Origin of the sequence: Mesorhizobium sp. C277A (assembly GCF_040324395.1) — a bacterium.
Lineage (GTDB): Bacteria > Pseudomonadota > Alphaproteobacteria > Rhizobiales > Rhizobiaceae > Mesorhizobium.
Genome location: NZ_JAMYVW010000002.1, coordinates 2,481,461 through 2,500,815 on the forward strand (window position 1 = coordinate 2,481,461; position 19,355 = coordinate 2,500,815).

At 62.7% G+C, this 19,355-nt stretch carries 19 protein-coding genes; 7 read left to right on the forward strand and 12 right to left on the reverse strand.

Translation table 11 applies throughout. The features are described 5' to 3' along the window. Positions 1–129 precede the first annotated feature (129 nt). Positions 130–843, forward strand: a complete 714-nt coding sequence (locus tag NKK52_RS12470) for a transcriptional regulator NanR (RefSeq protein ID WP_023672607.1) — start codon at positions 130–132, stop codon at positions 841–843. A 2-nt stretch (positions 844–845) separates the two neighbouring features. Here NKK52_RS12470 and apnL read toward each other — a convergent pair whose 3' ends face one another. From apnL to NKK52_RS12510, 8 genes are all read right to left on the reverse strand, one after another. After that, entirely contained in the window at positions 846–2,684 is a 1,839-nt protein-coding gene (gene apnL / locus NKK52_RS12475) for a D-apionate lactonase (protein WP_023681699.1), read from the reverse strand. Beyond that, on the reverse strand, positions 2,681–3,715 hold the full coding sequence (locus tag NKK52_RS12480; RefSeq protein ID WP_023681700.1) for a Gfo/Idh/MocA family protein: 1,035 nt from the start codon (positions 3,713–3,715) through the stop codon (positions 2,681–2,683). Before NKK52_RS12480 ends, apnL begins: the two co-directional genes overlap by 4 nt. Positions 3,716–3,717: 2 nt before the next feature. Next, on the reverse strand, positions 3,718–4,782 hold the full coding sequence (locus NKK52_RS12485) for an ABC transporter permease (RefSeq protein ID WP_023681701.1): 1,065 nt from the start codon (positions 4,780–4,782) through the stop codon (positions 3,718–3,720). Continuing rightward, the gene (locus NKK52_RS12490) at positions 4,775–6,331 is read right to left on the reverse strand and encodes a sugar ABC transporter ATP-binding protein (protein WP_023681702.1); all 1,557 of its coding nucleotides are present in this window, start codon (positions 6,329–6,331) and stop codon (positions 4,775–4,777) included. Before NKK52_RS12490 ends, NKK52_RS12485 begins: the two co-directional genes overlap by 8 nt. Then, positions 6,328–6,972 (reverse strand): DUF2291 family protein, encoded by a 645-nt coding sequence (locus tag NKK52_RS12495; protein WP_023681703.1) that lies wholly within the window; start codon positions 6,970–6,972, stop codon positions 6,328–6,330. Before NKK52_RS12495 ends, NKK52_RS12490 begins: the two co-directional genes overlap by 4 nt. 91 nt (positions 6,973–7,063) lie before the next feature. Continuing rightward, positions 7,064–8,005, reverse strand: a complete 942-nt coding sequence (locus tag NKK52_RS12500; protein ID WP_023681704.1) for a D-ribose ABC transporter substrate-binding protein — start codon at positions 8,003–8,005, stop codon at positions 7,064–7,066. Between the two features lie 319 nt (positions 8,006–8,324). Then, positions 8,325–9,152: a phosphogluconate dehydrogenase C-terminal domain-containing protein gene (locus NKK52_RS12505; protein WP_023681705.1), complete on the reverse strand. Its 828-nt coding sequence runs from the start codon at positions 9,150–9,152 to the stop codon at positions 8,325–8,327. Between the two features lie 218 nt (positions 9,153–9,370). After that, a complete protein-coding gene (locus NKK52_RS12510; RefSeq protein ID WP_023681706.1) occupies positions 9,371–9,598 on the reverse strand; it encodes a KTSC domain-containing protein in 228 nt (75 codons plus the stop codon). A 148-nt stretch (positions 9,599–9,746) separates the two neighbouring features. On the opposite strand from NKK52_RS12510, the gene NKK52_RS12515 reads away from it, so the two are divergent. The 5 genes from NKK52_RS12515 (at position 9,747) to NKK52_RS12535 (ending at position 12,680) form a co-directional block, all read left to right on the forward strand. Beyond that, positions 9,747–10,343 (forward strand): alpha-ketoglutarate-dependent dioxygenase AlkB, encoded by a 597-nt coding sequence (locus tag NKK52_RS12515; RefSeq protein WP_023672616.1) that lies wholly within the window; start codon positions 9,747–9,749, stop codon positions 10,341–10,343. 64 nt (positions 10,344–10,407) lie between these two features. Further along, positions 10,408–10,794 (forward strand): hypothetical protein, encoded by a 387-nt coding sequence (locus NKK52_RS12520; RefSeq protein ID WP_023681707.1) that lies wholly within the window; start codon positions 10,408–10,410, stop codon positions 10,792–10,794. Between the two features lie 78 nt (positions 10,795–10,872). Beyond that, a complete protein-coding gene (locus NKK52_RS12525) occupies positions 10,873–11,304 on the forward strand; it encodes a cupin domain-containing protein (RefSeq protein ID WP_023681708.1) in 432 nt (143 codons plus the stop codon). 99 nt (positions 11,305–11,403) lie between these two features. Next, positions 11,404–12,174 carry a copper homeostasis protein CutC gene (locus tag NKK52_RS12530; protein ID WP_023681709.1) on the forward strand — a complete coding sequence of 257 codons (771 nt, stop codon included), beginning with the start codon at positions 11,404–11,406 and terminating at the stop codon, positions 12,172–12,174. Continuing rightward, a complete protein-coding gene (locus NKK52_RS12535) occupies positions 12,174–12,680 on the forward strand; it encodes a GNAT family N-acetyltransferase (RefSeq protein ID WP_023681710.1) in 507 nt (168 codons plus the stop codon). Before NKK52_RS12530 ends, NKK52_RS12535 begins: the two co-directional genes overlap by 1 nt. Positions 12,681–12,746: 66 nt before the next feature. On the opposite strand, the gene NKK52_RS12540 is transcribed toward NKK52_RS12535, so the two are convergent. The 4 genes from NKK52_RS12540 to NKK52_RS12555 form a co-directional block, all read right to left on the reverse strand. Further along, a complete protein-coding gene (locus NKK52_RS12540) occupies positions 12,747–13,769 on the reverse strand; it encodes an acyltransferase family protein (RefSeq protein ID WP_023681711.1) in 1,023 nt (340 codons plus the stop codon). A 283-nt stretch (positions 13,770–14,052) separates the two neighbouring features. Beyond that, complete coding sequence (locus tag NKK52_RS12545; protein WP_023672622.1) at positions 14,053–14,850, reverse strand: FAD binding domain-containing protein; 798 nt, start codon at positions 14,848–14,850, stop codon at positions 14,053–14,055. Positions 14,851–14,948: 98 nt separating this feature from the next. Beyond that, positions 14,949–17,294 carry a xanthine dehydrogenase family protein molybdopterin-binding subunit gene (locus NKK52_RS12550; RefSeq protein WP_352629044.1) on the reverse strand — a complete coding sequence of 782 codons (2,346 nt, stop codon included), beginning with the start codon at positions 17,292–17,294 and terminating at the stop codon, positions 14,949–14,951. Between the two features lie 123 nt (positions 17,295–17,417). Beyond that, entirely contained in the window at positions 17,418–17,918 is a 501-nt protein-coding gene (locus NKK52_RS12555) for a (2Fe-2S)-binding protein (protein WP_023681712.1), read from the reverse strand. A 342-nt stretch (positions 17,919–18,260) separates the two neighbouring features. Between NKK52_RS12555 and NKK52_RS12560 the strand changes: the two genes are divergently transcribed. Further along, positions 18,261–19,352: an FIST signal transduction protein gene (locus tag NKK52_RS12560; RefSeq protein WP_245263043.1), complete on the forward strand. Its 1,092-nt coding sequence runs from the start codon at positions 18,261–18,263 to the stop codon at positions 19,350–19,352. Positions 19,353–19,355 lie beyond the last annotated feature (3 nt).

The window sequence follows — 19,355 nt, forward strand, 5'->3', positions numbered from 1 at the left end:
GTATAATGAGTACATAAGCTTTGCAAGCAATATCCTGTCTGGCGGCTATGGGCGATCGGGGCGACAGCCATTCCGGGAACAGCTGCGGCAGTGTTAGATAGACACAGGTCAAGGGAGTGATTCGCGACGATGAACCGTTCGGAGCCGATCGTCCGGCGCAAACTTTCCGACGAAGTGTTTTTGCGGCTGAAGCGCCTGATCACCAGCGGAGAATTGACGCCGGGCGACGACATGCCGTCGGAGCGCGAGTTGATGGAGCGCTTCGAGGTCGGCCGTCCCGCGATCCGCGAGGCGATGCAGGCGCTGAGCAATATGGGCCTCGTCGCGATCTCGCATGGGGAACGCGCCAAGGTGCTGCAGCTGACCGCCAAGTCGATCATCAAGCAGGTCGATGGCGCAGCCAAGATCATCCTGTCGTCGTCGAAGGACACGTTGGAACACCTGAAAACGGCGCGCATCTTCTTCGAGCGCGGTATGGTCAGGGAAGCCGCCGAAAACGCCACTGCCGAGGACGTTGAGCAGCTGCGGGCCACAATTGCCGAACAGCGTGGCTTTCGCGGCGATTCCGAGGCTTTCATTTCAGCCGACATGAAGTTTCACACCCAGATCGCGGCCATTTCAGGCAACCCGATCTATATCGCCGTCAGCGAGGCGATGCTCGGTTGGCTGAAGGAATATCACACCGAAATGCTGATCTGGACCGGCAAGGAACAGTTCACGCTGACCGAGCATGAAGAGATCATCGGCCGCATCGAGAAGAAGGATGCCGACGGCGCCGAGAAGGCGATGATCAAGCACCTCGAGCGCTCGCGCGCGCTTTATGTGATGAACTCCGGCAACTGATTTCAGCCGATCCGCGTGATCGCGTAAGGGGTCATCACCAGTTGGCCTCGGCCAAACGCTGAGATGTCGACCGTCACGTCGTCCGCCGTCAGGTTCGCCAGCCACGCCACGGTCTTGCCCGAAGCGGAGCGGCCGGCCAGCGCCAGCACCTTGGTCTCGTCGCTCGTTTTCGTCGCCACATACGTAAGGCCGGCCAGTTCGCAAAGCCCCTTGATGGCATCGAAGATCGGCCGAGGCGATCCTTCCGCGACGGGTTCGCCGGATGCTGCGAGCACGCCGAAAGGCCCGGCGAAGCCGGACAGCGTGAGCAGTTCCAGCCCGGCCGGCGCGACACGCGCGGCATAGCCGATCGCCCATGCGGCTGCGAACAGGCCGGCATGGCGAGGGTCGCGATCGGCCATGGCGATGCGCTGGCCCCCGGGATTGCCCTTGGTCGCGCCGCCATAGGGGTTCTGGCGCATGGCGATCGTCGATGGACCGATGCGGTAAGGCTTTTCCCCGAAGATCGCCCGCGCCGACGCGGTGATGAAGGGCAGCGCCTCCAGCGACTGCATGACGCTGAGATCGTCGGCGGCGTGCACGATCGGGCACGTGCAGTGGGTGACGAAATCGAGTTGGCCCGCCGGCACGCGCTTGCGGTTGAGCTCGGTGAAATAGCTGAACATGCCGCCGCCGAGCCGGATATCGGGAAAGGCGCGACAGGCCGCGGCATAGACGTCTTCGAGCGGCGGACAGTCCGGCCACGCGCTGCCCGGCGGTGTCGACTGCCGGTCAACCGAAGGCGAGACGGCAATGGCCGAAAGCTTCAACCCGGCTTGACGCACCATGTCGGCAACGCCTGACAGCTCGGCATCGAGGTCGCCCGCGCAGGCAACGACGCATTCCAGCGTCGTCTGCACCGGATAGGCGGCGGTGAGCCTTGCATAAGACTGCAATGCTTCGACGCCGTGACCGCGCGTCGGATCGTAGTGGAAGACAAGTTGCTGCGGGCCGAGCTCGGTCAATGTCGAAAGATTTGCGAGCGCTGCTTCGACCTCATCCGGGTAGATGATCACGCCGAGATCCGGCAGCCTCTGCCCGGTCTCGCCGAGTTCGACGCTGACCGGTTCGGCGGCAGATGCTGCGGCCGGCATTCCCCCCTCGCCGGTGATGCGCAGGCTGACCGTCTGGCTTACAGTTTGGCCGGCCGGCAGCACATAGGGCCAAGGCAACGCCAGTGGCCGCACATAGGTCTTGTAGGACGCGTCCGACCAGTTACGCTGGTCCTCCATCTCGAAAGTGTCGCCCCCCATCCGGCATTCGGCAGTGATGCCCGGCCGGACCTCATGGGTGATCGCGCGCAAATCCTTGAAAGGCTGCCAGGGATCGATCAGCAGTGGCAGTTTCGTCGCCACCACGCTGCCGTCGGTATGCTCGACCGTGACCGGGCTGCCGGCGAGGCCGGCGATCGGATGCAGGACGCAAAAACCGCAGCGATTGGTCTCGAAATCGCTTTCAGGGACCGCGCTGACGTCGAACACTAGGTGACCGTTGGCGGAGCCCTTGATCGTAGCGCGAAAGTCGAGCCGGCTTCCGCCCGGTGCTAAGCAAGTTGCGGAGTAGCTGACGGAGCAGCTGTCGGCGTCCTGATCGACGGCAAGTTCCGTCAGCGCCGGTTCATAGGTGCCCCAGTCGCGGTCGCGCACGATGTAGGCGATGGCGCGCAGCACTTCGATGCCGCCGTAACGGATGGTGCGCAGGCTGCCGTTGACAAAGTCGGCGCTGAGCAAGCCCGCACTCAGCCTAACCGGCTCGGCCTCGACCACGCGTGTGCCGTATAGGAGGAAGGCGTCGGCTGTCATGTCAGCAAGCCATCCAGGTGGACAGGTTCGTGGCTCGCGGCGCCCAGATAGGCCGCCTCGACCAGCGCGAATGTCTTGAGATTGTCGGCGCCCGAGGTCGCCGGCTCGGTTCCCTTTGCCAGGCAGTCGACCCAGTGCTGCTGGATGGCGACGACGCTCTCCTGGATGTTGTGCCATGGGCGCGATGCCCAGGCGAGTACGGGCGGCGAAACGTCGGTAATCTTCGTGCCGCTCCTGCCGGTGACGGTGAGCCGATATCCCTGCGCCAAGCGGATCGTGCCGTCGCTGCCGTCGATCTCGATCAGCGTTTCGGGAAACGGTTCGGTGGCGAGCTTCGTCGCGTAGCTACAGTCGACCACTGACGTCGCCCCGCTCTTGTGGTCCATCAGCATCGTCGCGACATCTTCGCCCGCGATGCCGGGGTTGATGCGCGCGGTTCGCGTCGTGATCGTCGACACGTCGCCCAGTAGAAAACGGGCGATGTCGAGACTGTGGATACCGAGATCCTCGATGATGAAGCGCTTTCCCTTGGCGAGATAGGGCTGGCCGGAAAACACGTCATAGGCAGAGCGGAAGGAGATGCGCCCGAAGAACGGCGTGCCGATCTCGCCGCTGTCGAGCACGGCACGCACCGCCTGGATCGCCGACTGCCAACGAAAATTCTCATGCACCATCAACGGTACGCCGGCTTCCACGCAGGCCCTCACCATCGCCTTGGCGTCGGCAAGCGTCGGCGCGAACGGCTTTTGGCAAATCACCGGCACACGGTGCAGCGCCGCCATCTCGACCAGCGGACGATGGCTGGGAACGGTGGTGGCGATATCGACGAAGTCGAGGCTTTCGCTTGCAAACATCTCTGCCGCGTCGGTGTAGCGCTTCGCAATGCCGAACTGGTCGCCGATGATGCGCAGCCGCTCCGGGTCGCGGTCGCAAATGGCGACCATCGCGGCGCCTTCAATGTCGCGCCAGGCATGCATCTGGTTGATGGCAAAGAAGCCGCAGCCGATGAGCCCTCCCCGCAACTCCGCCATGCTCAGCCTGCCTTTGCCATCTGCATCAGCGTCACCCGGCTCTGCAGCCGGCGCTGCGCTTGGTCGACGACGACGGCGACGATGATGACAAGGCCCTTGATCACCATCTGCCAGAAGGAACTCACGCCCATCATCACCAACCCGTCCGAAAGAATGCCGATGACGAAGGCGCCGACAATGGTGCCGCCGATCGTGCCGCGCCCACCCGACATCGAGGTGCCGCCGAGCACTGCCGCCGCGATGGCGTTGAGCTCGAAACTTTCGCCCGTTGCCGGGTGCGAGGCCATCAGTTCCGACGAGATGATCAGGCCGACGATCGCCGCGCAGAAGCCGGAGAACATGTAGACGAACATTTTCACCATGTTGACACGAACGCCCGAAATTCGCGACGCCCGCTCATTGCCGCCGACGGCGAAGATGTGGCGGCCGAGCGGCGTGTATTTGGCGAGATAGGCCGCAGCCAGCGCGACGACGATCAGGATCCAGATCGCCACAGGCAGGCCAAGCAGCCGCCCGGCGCCGAGGAAACCAAACCCGGTGGTGCCGAGCTCCGGCTTGCCGACCAGGTTGGGGAAGGTGCGGCCGTCCGACGACAGCAACGCCAGGCCGCGCGCGACATAGAGCACGCCGAGCGTGGCGATGAACGGCGCGACGTTCAGCCTGGTGATCAGCAGTCCGTTGACAGCGCCGATCAATATGCCGACCGCCAGCGTGATCAGCGCGATCTCGACGACGTTGAAATAGATGGTGTAGCCGAATTGCAGGTCGATGCCGTTCAGCACGAGGTAGCCGGCGACCATGCCACACAGACCGACGATCGAGCCGACCGACAGGTCGATGCCGCCGGTGATGATGACGAAGGTCATGCCCATGGCGAGGAAGGCGTTCAGCGCCACATGTTTCGACATCAGGATCAGGTTGGCGGTCGACAGGAAATTCGGCGCCGCGATCGAAAAGAAGATCAAGACGGCGATCAGCGCGATGAACGTCCTCGCCTTCATCAGCGTCAGCAGCAGCGAGCCGCTCGAGACGGAGGAGACAGCCGCCTTGGCCGGGATGTCAGTCATGGGCGCTTTTCTCCGTGTGCGGGGTCGGTCCGTGGCCAAGTGCCGAGGCGGCGACAAGGGCTGCCTCCGTCGCCTCGGAGCGATCGAACATGCCCGTCAGTTTTCCATTGCTCATCACCGCGATGCGATCGGACAGCGCCATCACCTCATCGAGATCCGAGGTGGCGAACAGAATACCGAGCCCATCGCGCGATAGTTTGCGCATGGTGCGGAAGACGTCGGCCTTGGCGCCGACATCGATGCCACGGCTGGGCTCATCCATCAGCAGCACCTTCGGCCCGGTGAGCAGCGCCTTGCCGATCACCACCTTTTGCTGGTTGCCGCCCGACAGCGATGAGACCTCCTGCGCCGGGTCGGCGACCTTGATCGCCAGTTCCCGCACCATCTGCGTCACCGCCTGCTTCTCGTGGCCGCCGCGAATGTGAAACAGGCGGACAAAACGCGACAGGCTGGCCAGTGTCAGATTGCTCGCGACGGACAGGATCGAGACTAGCCCTTCGCGTTGGCGGTCTTCGGGGATCAGCGCCAGCCCGCGCCGGATACGCCGCGTCGTGTCGCGCTCCTTGACCTTTTTGCCGGCGATGAAGATCGCGCCGGTAGCCTGGCCATGGCGGCCCATGATGCAGTCGAACAGCTCGCTCCGCCCGGCGCCCATCAGGCCGTATATGCCGAGGATCTCGCCGGCGCGCAGCGACAGCGAGACGTGATCGACCGCCAGCCCGCCGGTCGCGCGCGGCAGGCAGATGTCCTCGGCGCGGAATATCTCTTCGCCGGGAACATGGCCGTCGGCCTTGGCGAAATCCTTGGCGTCGGAGCCGATCATCTGCCGCACGATCCACCGGGTGTCGACGTTTTTCATCTCCTCCTGGCCGGTGATGTGCCCATCGCGCAGCACGGTGATGTAGTCGCCGATGCGGATCAGTTCTTCCAGCCGGTGCGAGATGTAGACGATCGCCACGCCGCGCGCCTTGAGGTCGGCGATCACCTTGAACAGGATCTCGACTTCCGCCGCACTGAGCGCCGAGGTCGGCTCGTCCATGATCAGGATGCGCGCATCGAGCGAAACCGCCTTGGCGATCTCGACCAGCTGCTGCTGGCCGATGCGCAGATCCTCGACCAGCATGTCGGGCCTTATCCCGGCCTGCAGGCGTTCGAGAAATTGCGCCGCGCGACGCTCCTGCTCCTTGCGGTCGATCTTGCGGAACCGGTTGGTGATCTCGCGCGTGGCGAAGATGTTCTCGGCGACGGTCATATTGCCAAACAGGTTCAGCTCCTGGAACACCATGCCGATGCCGCGGTTCACCGCGTCGCCCGATGACGAGAAGGAGACCTCCTCCCCTTCCAGGAGGATCCGGCCGAGCGTCGGCTGTTCGACGCCGGCGATAATCTTCATCAGCGTCGATTTGCCGGCGCCGTTTTCGCCGACCAGCACATTGACGGCGCCCTTGCGCACCTCGAAATTCGCGCGCTTGACCGCGACGGTGCCGGAATAGACCTTGGAGACGTCCTCCAGTTTCAGGATGACATCGTGAGCAACCGCAGCGCTCATGGCTTCCGCCCGATTTCTGCCTCCGCCGGCGTCACCAGCGGCAGGTCCTGGCCGCTCTCGAGCGTATAGGCGCCGAGAACCTTGGCGGTCCGGCCTTCCAGCGCGTCACGCGGCAGTTTGGCAAACAGGGCCTTGACGGCATAGGCGTTGAACGCCTTGCCGAACTGGGCAAAGTCGATCTGATTGGTAAAATCGTTGAACTGGATGAAATCGAGGCTGTCGCGCAGCGCGGTTCCCCGCATCGCCGGTCCGATTTGCACCCGCGCATCGGCCTTGCCGTCGCCGTCGACATCGACATCCATGGTCGCTGCCCGCGACTGCGTGTTGGCGGCGATGATCTTGCCCTCGACGCGAACCGCGAAGGTCCAGGGCGAATTCGCCTGCTTGTTCGGATTGCCATATTTGGCGCCGGCGGAAGCAGGATCGGTTTTTGCCAGAGCGTGGACTTGCACAAACGGCCCGGCTTTCTGCTGGAGGTAAGGCACGACCTTCGCCGCCCATATCTCCTCGACCATCTTGTCCGGGTTGAAGACGGCGGCATTGCCGCTGTCCCCCGAAGGGGTCGGGAGGATCTTGCAGGCGGTCAAGCTGATGCCGAGTATCACGGCAAGGATCGGCCAGATCGGCTTGTTGTTCAGCATGATGGCTTGTTGAGCATGTGATCAATACCCACGGAAAAGGGCGACGAGGGACGACCCTTGGGTCGCCCCTCGCTGTTCATGTCACGCCGGCTCAGTTGGTCAGCGCAAACGTTTCCAGCTTGGCAGCATTGTCGCCATTGACCAGAACGCAGTCCATCAGCTGCTTTTCCTTGGCCGGCGACTTCTTGTTCTTGATGAAGTCGTTGGCCTGCTCGACCGCCATCTGCGCCTGCGCATAAGCCGGCTGCAGCACGGTTGCCTTGATGCCGCCCGCGGTGATGGAGTCGCGCACGTCATTCGACCCGTCGAAGCCGACGACGATGACGTCCTTGCGGTTTGCCGCGACCAGCGCCGCATAGGCGCCCATCGCCATCGTGTCATTGCCGGAGATGACGCCCTTGATATCCGGGTTGGCCTGGAGGATCGATTCCATCTTGGAATACGCTTCCGTCTGGCTCCAGTTTGCCGACTGCTGGGCGACCATCTTCAGATCCGGATAATCGTCGATGACGTCGTGATAGCCCTTCGAGCGAATGCCGGCATTGGTATCGGATTCCTTGCCGACCAGCTCGACGAAATTGCCCTTCTCGCCCATCAGCTTGACGAATTCCTGCGCACCGAGCTGGGCGCCCTGGTAGTTGTTGGAGACGATCTGCGCCACGGCGACGCCGGTGGCATTGATCTCGCGATCGATCAGGAACGACGGCACGCCCGCGTCCTTGGCCTTCTGCACGGCAGCGACAGTGGCGTCGGCGCCGGCATTGTCGAGGATGATCGCCTTGGCGCCACGGCCGATCGCGGTGTCGATCAATTCGGATTGCTTGTTGGCATCGTCGTCATGGACGAGGACAAGCGCTTCGTAGCCGAGTTCCTTGGCCTTGGCTTCGGCGCCGACGGCTTCCGCCTTGAAGAACGGATTGTCGTGCGAGGGCGTGATGATGGCAATGAGGTCGGCTGCATAGGCGGGTACCGCCGTGCCAAGCGCCAGCATGCCGGCGAACGCCGCAAGTGTCATTCTGCGTGTGAGTTTCATGATGTCCTCCTGTTTGAAAAAATTGCCTTGATCGATCAAGGCCTCTGCATTCGAATTCGTCGCGCAACGCGGGCCGCCGATCGGTTCAGGCTGAATGCCGTTGCCGGCTTCCCAAACGATCTCCCCCGCCGTCCCTCCACTTGCCCAGGCTTCGTACTTCCCGCGAACCCTTGCCCAAGCCATCAACAGCTAAGCCAACTGGTATGATGAGTCAATCACTAATTGAGGTGACATGTGCCCACTGAGCAAAGTATCTGGGCGTCATGGCGGGTGTGTCGAGCCATCGAGGCGCTCCGGCAAGCGCCCGACTCGGCCTGTCTCAGGTAATGCGCCGAATGCTCGCGGCGATCTCTTCCGGCTCGAACACCCGCTTCCAGTCGTCGCGCATCAGCACCGGCTTGCCGAATTCGATCGCCTTGTTGCAGGCATCCGAGAATACGCCCTTGGTCTCGCCGAAAATCACGGCGCCGAGCACGTTCATGTGGCCGAGCAGGAAGTCGAGCGCCGCCTGTTGGTCGACGCCACGCGCGACGACCTCGTCGACGGCTTCCTTCATGACGACAAGCAGTGACGCGCACACCGTCTCCGATAGACCGGGCTCCAGCAGCGCCATCTGTTCGACAGTTACACGGTGCGAGCGCATGACCGGCGCCCAGATGATTTTCGCGACCGCCTCGCCCTTGGCGTAATCCGCTTCCGGTCCCTGCATCAGCGCGCTGACCATATGCTGCTTGGCCTTGACGCCGCCAAAATAGTCCTTCTTGGCCGCCATGTCGGTCTCGTCGTTGAAGATCGGCGGATGACAGGGATGGGTGACGAAATAGGTCAGGTCCGGCCGGTTGGGCAGATGGCCGGCGAAGGGTGCGGCCGCATCGAGCACTATCACCATTGTGCCCGGCGCCAGTTTGCTCTCGATATCAGCCGCCACCTTGCCGATATGCGTGTCGGGAACGGCCAGGATGACGATGTCCGCCCCGTCCAGCGCCGCATCGGCACTGACCGCGTCAAAGCCCAGTCCGGTCTTCAGCCGCTCGCGGCCGGCCTCGCTCACCTCGACATGGCGTACCGTGTAGGGCGATCCGCGAAAATTGGTCGATAGGCGGTACCCCATTTTGCCGCCGGCACCGAGTAGCGCAATCGTTGTCATCTATCCCTACTCCCGCTTTAAACGACGGCCGCGCCGATCGTCATGTTATTAACTGGTATAATCACCTTACCACGAATTAAGGAGTTGAACAGGGCTTTGATGAGGCCATGCGGTCGTCTGTTTGGCATTCCGCTCGCCGTGGCGGGCCTATAGCTGCCTGGGTCCCTGGTCTTCCCAGCCCGAAAACTATCCCTGCGCTGCGACTCCTGGTAGCGCCTTCAGGATCCAGTCACGCGCCGGCGTCCTTCTTCAACCAAATGAAACCGGTAGCGATCGCGTATGAACTCGTTGAAAAATTGCCCTTTCGAGAAGGCGGCCCGGAACGCCGCATAGGTCTCGGGCTCGACCTCCTCGTAGTCGTAGCGGGCTCCGCTCGGGACGAACCAGACCGAGAGGATTTTCGTCGACGGGTCGTAGTGGGTATTGCGGATGGCAGTGGACGGCATGTCGAAAATCCCGCTTCGTCCCCAAATCTTCTCCAAATCCTGCTTCGAACATGCGTAATGCCGCAACGATGCGGAGGTTCCGACAGGGAGGCGCACCACAACGCCGAAAATCTTGCCCGGGTGGCGAGGCTTCCTATCTCTCCGTCAGATGGCACAGACGAAATCCAGCACAACAGCATATGCCAGCCAGGGCGATCTCTTCGGCGCGGCCGACACGCTGCCGGAAGGATTTTCTTACCGGCCTAGCCTGATCACAACGGACGAAGAGGCGGAACTGGTCCGTCACCTCAATGAACTGTCCTTCAAGCCGTTCGATTTCCACGGCCACCTTGCCAACCGGCAGGTCGCCGGCTTCGGCTGGCGCTACGACTACGACCGGCGCCAGGTCGTCGAAGCGCCGCCCATCCCGAAATTCCTGCTGCCGCTTCGCGACAAGGTCGCGGATTTTGCCGGCAGGCAGGCCACGGAATTCGCGCAAGTGCTCATCAACGAGTATCGGCCGGGCGCGGGCATAGGTTGGCATCGCGACAAGCCGCATTTCGATCTCGTCGCCGGCGTCTCCCTGCTGGCGCCCTGCAGCTTTCGGCTGCGCCGAAAAAACGGCTCGAAATGGGATCGCAAGACGATCGAGGTTCAGCCGAGATCTGTCTATCTCATTGACGGCCCGGCGCGCCACGAGTGGGAGCACAGCATTCCTCCGGTCGCCGGGCACCGCTATTCGATCACGCTGCGCACTCTGAAATAGGCCACACTCCAAGCCACGCAGCAGCCGCTCTGGAAGACCGAGCGCAGTTGTGCTTCGACCGCACATGAGCGTGGATCGCAGCAGAGTTTTGGTTACCCGCGCAGCGCTCTTCCTGTGGGCATGCCTGTCCTGCGTTCTGGCTCTGCAGTGGCTCGTCGACCTTGGCATGGTCGGCTTTCCCGACGGATACATAACGCCCTATGCCCGAGCAACGAGCACGCTGTTGCATGTCCTTGTCTGGGCATGCCTGGCTCAAAGTCTCTACTTCGCTTGCCGAGCCTTGTTTGGCAAACGCTTCGAGCCTGCTCCTCTCTTCCTGCAAATCCTGATCGCCGCCGCACTGACTGTCGTGCCGGTATTCATCGTAAAACACTGTCCGCGGTCCCAGGTATGCAGCAACATCTATGAAGCGCTCACGAATACGATGATGGACGACGGCACCGGCGGATGACGTTGTGTCTCCAGTAACTGACGAGAGATAGAAGTTTGGCGTCGCGCCCGCGCGGTGGCGGTAAAACCTGGAGGAACCATGCGAAAGATCCTGGCATCGATGCTGCTGTTCGCGGCGGCGCTATCTGCAAACCCCGCTCGGGCGCTGGACAGTACCATCCCGCCGGTTGTCGTCACACCGCTTGCCGATCGCAGCCAGACGGCGTCCGGCCAGCCGATCGTGCTGCCGCAGAAAAATGTCCAGGTCCTGGTTTCAACCTATGACATTGCGGTCGGCGCCACTCTGCCGGTGCACAAGCACCCGTTTGCCCGCTACGCCTATGTCGAGGCCGGGACACTCAAAGTGACGAATGTCGAGACCGGCAACAGCAACACCTACAAGACGGGCGATTTCATCATCGAGATGATCGGCCAGTGGCACCAGGCCACCAACATCGGCGACGGCCCGGTCAAGCTGCTGGTCATCGACCAGGTCGAACAAGGCGCCAAGAACACGGTGCTGCGCCAGTAATTGCGGATCGGCCGGGTTGCCGGGCTGGCCCAAGCAGCGACTGGCTGTTCCGGCTTCCCCACCAACCGAGCCGATGCTAGGGCTGGCCGTCATGCAATCATGAAGGATCGCCCCTTGGCCGGAAATGCTCGCCCCCTGATCGAAATCTGCGTCGAAGGCATCGATGGACTGCTGGCTGCGCAGGCCGCCGGCGCCGACCGGGTCGAGCTCTGCGCCAGCCTGGTCGAAGGCGGCATCACGCCCAGCCTCGGCACGGTGCGCGCCGCACTCGAGAGCGCGACAATTCCCTTCCATGTCATCGTGCGGCCGCGCGGCGGCGATTTCCTCTACAGCGAGGCCGAATACAGCTCGATGCTCGCCGATGTCGCAGCGCTTCGTGACCTCGGCGTCGCCGGCGTCGTTGTCGGTTGCCTCAATGCCGACGGCACCATCGATGAAACCCGCATGGGCGCGCTGGTCCATGCCGCCGGTCCGCTCGCCGTCACCTGCCACCGCGCCTTCGACATGACCCGCGACCCGGCCGAGGCGCTGGAAGCGCTGATCCGCTGCAAGGTCGGCCGCGTGCTGACCAGCGGCCAGAGGGACACCGCGGTGGAAGGCGCCGGCCTGTTGGCGGATCTCGTCCGCCAGGCCGACGGCCGCATCATCATCCTCGGCTGCGGCGCGCTGGACCCCGAAAACATCGCCGGGGTGCTGGCATCAACCGGGCTGACGGAACTGCATTTCGCCGCGCTCAAGGACGTACCGAGCGCCATGGCCTACCGCAACCCGCAAGTCGGCATGGGCGGCGGCGATCTGGACCGCGAATACCGCACCACAATCACCGATGGGGCGCTGGTTGCCGCGACGATTGCGGCGGCCAGAGCATGATGAGCGAAGCCGTGACTGGGCCGTCGCCGATCAGCCGTGTCTCGCCTCAGGACGAAGCGGCCATCCTCGCACTCAACAACGAGCACGCCGCCGAACTGTCATGGCTCGAGCCCGAACGGCTGTCTTTCCTGCTTGGCGAAGCGTTTTACATCAGGCGCATCGGCACGCTCGAAGCCTTCATCATGACCTTCGACCAGAATGCGGCCTACGACAGCCCGAATTTCCTCTGGTTCCGCGAGCGCTATCCACGCTTCGTCTATGTCGACCGCGTCGTCGTCGCGGCGCAAGCGCGCGGCCGCGGCCATGCCCGCCGGCTCTACGAGGATCTGTTCGGGGAAGTCGCACGCGCGGGCCACAGCATCGTCACCTGCGAGGTCAATGTCGAACCGCCCAATCCGGCTTCGGACGCCTTCCATGCGGCGCTTGGCTTTGCCGAGGTCGGTGACGCGGTGATCCATGGCGGCAAGAAGGCGGTGCGCTACTACCTCAAGGAGATCGCCGGCTGATGGGTCGCTGGCTGATGATCGGCAAGCAGATCGCCACGGCGGCATAAGATTAGGAGTCCGTAGCCCTCACCAATTCCGGTTCAGCCAGGCCCGCGCGGGCTTCTCGACCAGATAGTAGCTGCATAATGCACAGGCGAAGACAGCCGCCAGCATCGGGATCGGCGCACTGCCCTGCTCGGCGACGAATTTGTAGAAGGGCTGTTGCCAGAGATAGAGCGAGTACGACCACAGCCCGATCATCACCATCGGCCTGGATGAAAGCAGGCCGGTCAGATGCCAGCTGCTGGTGTCCAGCGTATTGACGGCAAGCGCCAGCAAGGGCACCGCCAGGAGATAGTGGACCGGCGTCGGCACCGGATCGAGGAACAGCAGAATGGCGGCGGCCGCCGACACCAGACTGACATAGGGACCCTTCAGGAATGCCGGCAGCCGGTCATCGTGCCTGAGCAGGCAGATCGATGCCGACAGCAGGATCGAGGCGATATGCACGTCGGTGCGCCAATAGCTGTGCTCGTAATCCATGCCGAGCACCCAGTACGAAATGGCGCCATTGGCCATCGCCAGCAGCGACAGCGTCACCAGCAGCCGCACGACATTGCCCCGCCCGGTCACCGCCACGCTGATCAGCGCCAGGATGATGTAGGCGTGCTCTTCCACGCATAGCGACCACATGTGGTCGAGCGCGCCGGCGCGGGTGATGAGAATTCCGGCATAGTTGTAGGTGAATGTCAGCGCCGTCAGCGCCGCCTTCCATTTGAAGGCGATAAAGGTGCCGGAGAGCCCGATCATGGCTGATGTCACGAACACCAGCAGCGCGGGATAGATGCGCGAAAAGCGGCGCTTGAAGAATTTTTTCAGCGGAAAGCGTTCGATGAACAGTATCTCGCCCATCAGCCGGCCTGAGAGCACGAAGAAGAACTCGACGCCGAGCACGCCGAGATTGATCCCGGGAACGGGGAAGAAATGGCCGATCAGCACCAGTGCGATCGAAAGCCCGCGCCAGCCGTCGAGATAGGCCAGTCTTGCTCTAGCATTCTGGTCGGCTGCCGTCCGCGGCAAGGCAACGGACGCTGCGGAAATGTCGGCCATGCCGATCCTCTACGACGCAAGATCTTGGCGCAGCTCACACCGCCGCGCGCAGAATCCACCCCGTGTTCCGCCTAGCTATACATATTGCAGTGCAATATCAGATTGTGCAAGTGCGAGAATGGGGCTGGGCAATCCCTTGGGAAGTATGCGCCTGTTCTTGCACGGGAATTACCTGAAACAACGGATTTGCGCGTGGCAGCGAACCCGCCTGGGCAGTTACAGCCCGCCGCAGACGAACAAAGGGGCCGCGATGGCCCCTTTCCTCGTCAGTAGCTTTATGATGTCAGGCGTTGGCTGCCGCCACCGCGCGCTTGGCCATCACGGCGATCAAATTGGCACGGTATTCGGCCGAAGCGTGGAGGTCGGTCATCAAATTCTTCGCCGGCACTTTCACGCCGTCGAGCGCCGATGCGGCAAAATTCTTCGCCAGTGCGGCTTCGATCTCCTTCGAGCGGAACACGCCGTCATCGCCGGCACCGGTAACGGCAACGCTGACCCCGTCCTTGCCCTTGGCCACGAACACGCCGACGATCGCATAGCGCGAGGCCGGGTTGCGGAATTTTTCGTAAGCAGCCTTGGCCGGCGCGGTAAAACTCACCGCGGTGATGATCTCGCCTTCTTTCAGCGCCGTTTCGAACAGGCCGGTGAAGAATTTCGCGGCTGAAATCTCGCGCTTGTTGGTGACGATGGTGGCGCCCAGCGCCAAGAGCGCCGCCGGATAATCGGCGGCTGGGTCGTTGTTGGCGACCGAGCCGCCGATCGTGCCCTTGTGGCGCACCGCCGGATCGCCAATCAGCGACGCAAGGTGCGCAAGCGCCGGACAGGCCTTCCGCAGCTTCTCGTCATTGGCGACGTCGTAATGGGTTGTGGCGGCGCCGATGGTGACGGTCTTGCCCGACACCTTGACGCCTTGCAGCTCCTTGATCCGCGACAGGTCGATCAGGTCGGAGGGTGCGGCGAGCCGCGTCTTCATCGCCGGGATCAGCGTCATGCCGCCTGACAAAAGCCTGGCGTCGCCGCTCTTCACCAGCTTGGCGGCGTCGGCGACCGAGGCGGCGCGGTGGTAGTTGACTGCGTACATGGGATCCTCCCCTGAAGTGGTTAGGCACTAGTGAGTAGGGAATAGGGACGCTGTCATCTCCGGTAATGCCAATTCCCTACTCACTACTCCCTACTCACTCATTTCTTCGCCCTAATCGCCGCCCACACCGTCGACGGCGAGGCCGGCATGGCGATGTCCACAATCCCCAAAGCGTCGGTGATGGCGTTGATGACCGCCGGCGGCGAGCCGATGGCGCCGGCCTCGCCACAGCCCTTGATGCCGAGCGGATTGCTCGGACACGGCGTGTTCGACGTCGAGACCTTGAATGACGGCAGGTCGTCCGCGCGCGGCATGGTGTAGTCCATGTAGCTCGCCGTCAGCAGCTGCCCGCTATCGTCATAGTGCGCGCCTTCCAGCAGCGCCTGGCCGATGCCCTGGGCGATGCCGCCATGCACCTGACCCTCGACGATCATCGGGTTGATGATGTTGCCGAAATCGTCCGCCGCGACGAACTGGACGATCTCGGTCGTGCCGGTTTCCGGATCGATCTCGACCTCGCAGATGTAGCAGCCCGCCGGGAAAGTGAAGTTCGCCGGATCGTAGAAGGCTGTTTCCTTCAGTCCCGGCTCCATGCCTGCCGGCAGATTGTGAGCGGTGTAGGCGGCAAGCGCCACCTGGAACCAGGGCAGGCTCTTGTCGGTGCCGGCAACCTTGACCTCGCCATTCTCGATGACGATGTCGCCCTCGTCGGCCTCGAGCAGATGGGCGGCGATTTTCTTGGCCTTGGCCTCGACCTTGTCGAGCGCCTTGGCAATTGCCGACATGCCGACCGCACCCGAGCGCGAGCCGTAGGTGCCCATACCCATCTGCACCTTGTCGGTATCTCCATGGACGATCGAGACCGAGTCCAGTGGCACGCCAAAACGCTGGTTGACGAGTTGCGCGAAGGTCGTCTCATGGCCCTGGCCATGGCTGTGCGAGCCGGTCAGCACCTCGATCGTGCCGACGGCATTGACCCGCACTTCGGCCGATTCCCACAGACCGACGCCGGCGCCGAGCGAACCGACCGCCGCCGACGGCGCGATGCCGCAGGCCTCGATATAGCAGCTCATGCCGATGCCGCGCAGTCTGCCCTGGCTGGCGGCCGCCGCTTTGCGCTTGGCAAAGCCGGCATAGTCGGACGCCTGTGTCGCCGCATCGAGCGAAGCGCCGTAATCGCCGGCGTCATAATTCATGATGACCGGCGTCTGGTGCGGAAACTCGGTGATGAAATTGATGCGCCGCAACTCCGCCGGCGAGACCCCAAGTTCACGCGCGGCCGTCTCCATTGTCCGTTCGAGCAGATACGTGGCTTCTGGCCGCCCTGCCCCGCGATAGGCGTCGACGGGTGCCGTGTTGGTGTAGACGGTGCGCACATTGGCGTGGATCGTCGGGATGTTGTACTGGCCCGACAGCAGCGTCGCGTAGAGATAGGTCGGCACGCAAGACGAGAACAGCGACATGTAGGCGCCGAGATTGGCGATGGTGTCTACCTTGAAGCCGGTGATCTTGTTGTTCTTGTCGAACGCCATTTCGACCGTCGAGACATGGTCGCGGCCATGCGCGTCGGTGAGAAAGCTTTCGGTACGGTCGGCAACCCATTTGACCGGCACGCCGGTCTTCTTCGACGCCCAAAGGCAGACGATCTCTTCGGGATAGATGTAGATCTTCGAGCCGAAGCCGCCGCCGACATCGGGCGCAATGACGCGCAGCTTGTTTTCCGGAGCGACATTGTAGAAGGCGCTCATCACTAGCCGCGCGACATGCGGGTTCTGCGACGTCGTCCAGCAGGTAAAATGGTCCTCGGCCTTGTCGTAATGGCCAAGGGCCGCGCGCGGCTCCATGGCGTTGGGAACCAGCCGGTTGTTGACGATCTTCATGCGGGTGACATGGGCCGCCGCCTGGATCGCTGCGTCGGTCGCCTTGGCGTCGCCGATCTCCCAGTCGAAGATCAGATTGTCCTCGGCATCGGCATGGACCTGCGGCGCACCTTTTTGCAGCGCCTTGGTGGCATCGACCACCGCCTTCAATTCCTTGTAGGTGATCTCGACCGCTTCGGCCGCGTCGCGGGCCTGGCCCTTGGTTTCCGCCACCACGATGACGACCGCATCGCCGACATAGCGCACCTTGTCGACCGCCAGCGGCGACCACGCGCCCATCTTCATCGGCGAGCCGTCCTTGGAATGGATCATCCAGCCGCAGATCAGGTTGCCGATGCCGTCGGCCTTGAGCTCCTTGCCGGTCAAGACGCCGATGACGCCGGGCATCGCCTGCGCTCGTCTGACGTCGATCTTCCTGATCTGAGCATGCGCGTGCGGGCTGCGCACGAAAGCGGCATGCTTCATGCCGGGAACCACCATGTCGTCGACATAGCGGCCGGCGCCGGTGATGAAGCGTTTGTCTTCCTTGCGCAGGACCCGAGCGCCGATACCTTCAATGCCCATAGGAATTCCTCCGGAATAGCGAATAGTGAGTGGCGAATAGTGATTAGTGAGTAGGGAATTGTGCTCGGAGCGGTTCGGCTAAACCGACTACTCGCTACTCCCTATTCGCTACTCGCTTCTTTCTTACGCTGCCTGTTTCGCCCTGCCCTTCGGCACCTTCGCCATAGTCTGCGATGCGGCGAGGATCGCCTTGACGATGTTGTGGTAGCCGGTGCAGCGGCAGATGTTGCCTTCGAGCTCGGCGCGCACCGTCGCCTCGTCAAGGCCTTCGGGATGGCGCGCGATCATGTCGGTCGCCGTCATGATCATGCCCGGCGTGCAGAAGCCGCATTGCAGCCCATGATGTTCCTTGAACGCGGCCTGCATCGGATGCAGGTCGCCGCCATTGGCAAGCCCTTCGATCGTCACCACGGTCGACCCGGAGGCCTGCACGGCCAGCATCGAACAGGACTTCACCGCCTTGCCGTCGACATGCACGACGCAGGCGCCGCATTGAGAGGTGTCACAACCGACATGCGTTCCGGTGAGACCAAGATTTTCGCGCAGGAAATGAACCAGAAGCGTTCGGTCCTCGGCAGCGCCGCTGATCCGTTTTCCGTTCACGACAAACGAAACGTCCGACATGCATCCTCCCTGGGTATCGACCTTGGTAGTCATGCTGCCGATGCGGCTTTGGCGCTCGGCCATGCGCTATTGGTACACTGCAAAAAGCGCAAAAAACACACGGCGCTCATTGTACTTTCGGTCATGGAGAAAACGAAAATCATGGGCCTGTCCGCCCCATTGCCAAAGAGCGAATAGGGGGCAACAATGCCCTCGACGCCAACGCGCCGAGAGACATAAAACGGGCGCGCGCAGGAAGCGTCGGAGGATATCGGGAGGAAGCCTCTGGCCAGTTCACGGACGAGCTATGCATCCGGTCTGTCGGCGCTCACCACCGACGAGCCCGACGCCGATGCATTCGCCCTGGCGGTCGCCGTCGAGGCCGCATCCATCGATGCCGGCTTTGCCCTGCTGTTCTTCTCCCAGAGCCTGTTTGACGCGAGCGTCCTTTCGCAAGGGCTGAAGACCCACGCGCCGACGCTGGCCTACGCCGCCTGCTCGACCGCCGGCGAGATCACCCCCCAGGGCCTGGAGGAAGGCCATGTGCTGGCGCTGCTCTTTCCCTCCGCGTCGTTTTCGGCGGTCAGCACCATGGTCGACAATCTCTCCTCGTCGGGAATGGACAGGATCACTGATGAAGTCGAGGGCTTGCGGCGGTTGCTGCGCGGACGCACCGGCAGTTGCCATGCCAAAAGCACCTTCGCGCTCTGCTTCATCGACGGCCTGTCCTTTGCCGAGGAAGCTGTAACCTCGGCCATCCATTGGGGGCTGGACGACATCCCGCTGATCGGCGGTTCGGCGGGCGACGATTTGAAATTCGAAACCACCAGGCTGATTTCGAACGGCAAGGTTGCGTCCGACAGCGCCATCATTGTGCTGATCGCCACCGAGATCCCGTTCCATGTCTTCAAGACCGACAATTTCATCCCAACCGACGAGAAGCTGGTGGTGACGGCATCCGATCCGGACCACCGCACCGTGCGCGAATTCAACGCCACCAACGCGGCTGAGGAATATGCAGCCTCGGTCGGCATCGTTGCGCAGAACCTGACGCCGATGAGCTTCGCCTCGCACCCGGTGGTGGTGAAAGTGGGCGGCGAATATTACTGCCGCTCGATCCAGAAGATGCATGCCGACGGTTCCCTGTCTTTCTTTTGCGCCATAGACGACGGCGTCGTGCTGTCCATCGCCCAGCCCAAGGACATGGTGGAATCCACGCGCGCCGCACTGCGCGACGTCGAGCAACGGCTCGGCGGCATCGACATGATCCTCGGCTTCGATTGCGTGCTGCGCCGGCTCGACGCCCGCAACCGCCAGGTGTTCCGCGACATTTCGGAGCTCTACCGGGTCAACAATGTCATCGGCTTCGGCACCTATGGCGAACAGTACCGTTCGATGCATCTGAACCAAACCTTCACCGGCATCGCCTTCGGCGAACGCCAGGCGGCGGAATAGCGC

Coding starts and splice junctions, on each gene's coding strand:
- NKK52_RS12470 (WP_023672607.1), top strand. CDS start 130: ATGAACCGTTCGGAGCCGATCGTCCGGCGCAAACTTTCCGACGAAGTG.
- apnL (WP_023681699.1), bottom strand. CDS start 2,684: ATGACAGCCGACGCCTTCCTCCTATACGGCACACGCGTGGTCGAGGCC.
- NKK52_RS12480 (WP_023681700.1), bottom strand. CDS start 3,715: ATGGCGGAGTTGCGGGGAGGGCTCATCGGCTGCGGCTTCTTTGCCATC.
- NKK52_RS12485 (WP_023681701.1), bottom strand. CDS start 4,782: ATGACTGACATCCCGGCCAAGGCGGCTGTCTCCTCCGTCTCGAGCGGC.
- NKK52_RS12490 (WP_023681702.1), bottom strand. CDS start 6,331: ATGAGCGCTGCGGTTGCTCACGATGTCATCCTGAAACTGGAGGACGTC.
- NKK52_RS12495 (WP_023681703.1), bottom strand. CDS start 6,972: ATGCTGAACAACAAGCCGATCTGGCCGATCCTTGCCGTGATACTCGGC.
- NKK52_RS12500 (WP_023681704.1), bottom strand. CDS start 8,005: ATGAAACTCACACGCAGAATGACACTTGCGGCGTTCGCCGGCATGCTG.
- NKK52_RS12505 (WP_023681705.1), bottom strand. CDS start 9,152: ATGACAACGATTGCGCTACTCGGTGCCGGCGGCAAAATGGGGTACCGC.
- NKK52_RS12510 (WP_023681706.1), bottom strand. CDS start 9,598: ATGCCGTCCACTGCCATCCGCAATACCCACTACGACCCGTCGACGAAA.
- NKK52_RS12515 (WP_023672616.1), top strand. CDS start 9,747: ATGGCACAGACGAAATCCAGCACAACAGCATATGCCAGCCAGGGCGAT.
- NKK52_RS12520 (WP_023681707.1), top strand. CDS start 10,408: ATGAGCGTGGATCGCAGCAGAGTTTTGGTTACCCGCGCAGCGCTCTTC.
- NKK52_RS12525 (WP_023681708.1), top strand. CDS start 10,873: ATGCGAAAGATCCTGGCATCGATGCTGCTGTTCGCGGCGGCGCTATCT.
- NKK52_RS12530 (WP_023681709.1), top strand. CDS start 11,404: ATGAAGGATCGCCCCTTGGCCGGAAATGCTCGCCCCCTGATCGAAATC.
- NKK52_RS12535 (WP_023681710.1), top strand. CDS start 12,174: ATGAGCGAAGCCGTGACTGGGCCGTCGCCGATCAGCCGTGTCTCGCCT.
- NKK52_RS12540 (WP_023681711.1), bottom strand. CDS start 13,769: ATGGCCGACATTTCCGCAGCGTCCGTTGCCTTGCCGCGGACGGCAGCC.
- NKK52_RS12545 (WP_023672622.1), bottom strand. CDS start 14,850: ATGTACGCAGTCAACTACCACCGCGCCGCCTCGGTCGCCGACGCCGCC.
- NKK52_RS12550 (WP_352629044.1), bottom strand. CDS start 17,294: ATGGGCATTGAAGGTATCGGCGCTCGGGTCCTGCGCAAGGAAGACAAA.
- NKK52_RS12555 (WP_023681712.1), bottom strand. CDS start 17,918: ATGTCGGACGTTTCGTTTGTCGTGAACGGAAAACGGATCAGCGGCGCT.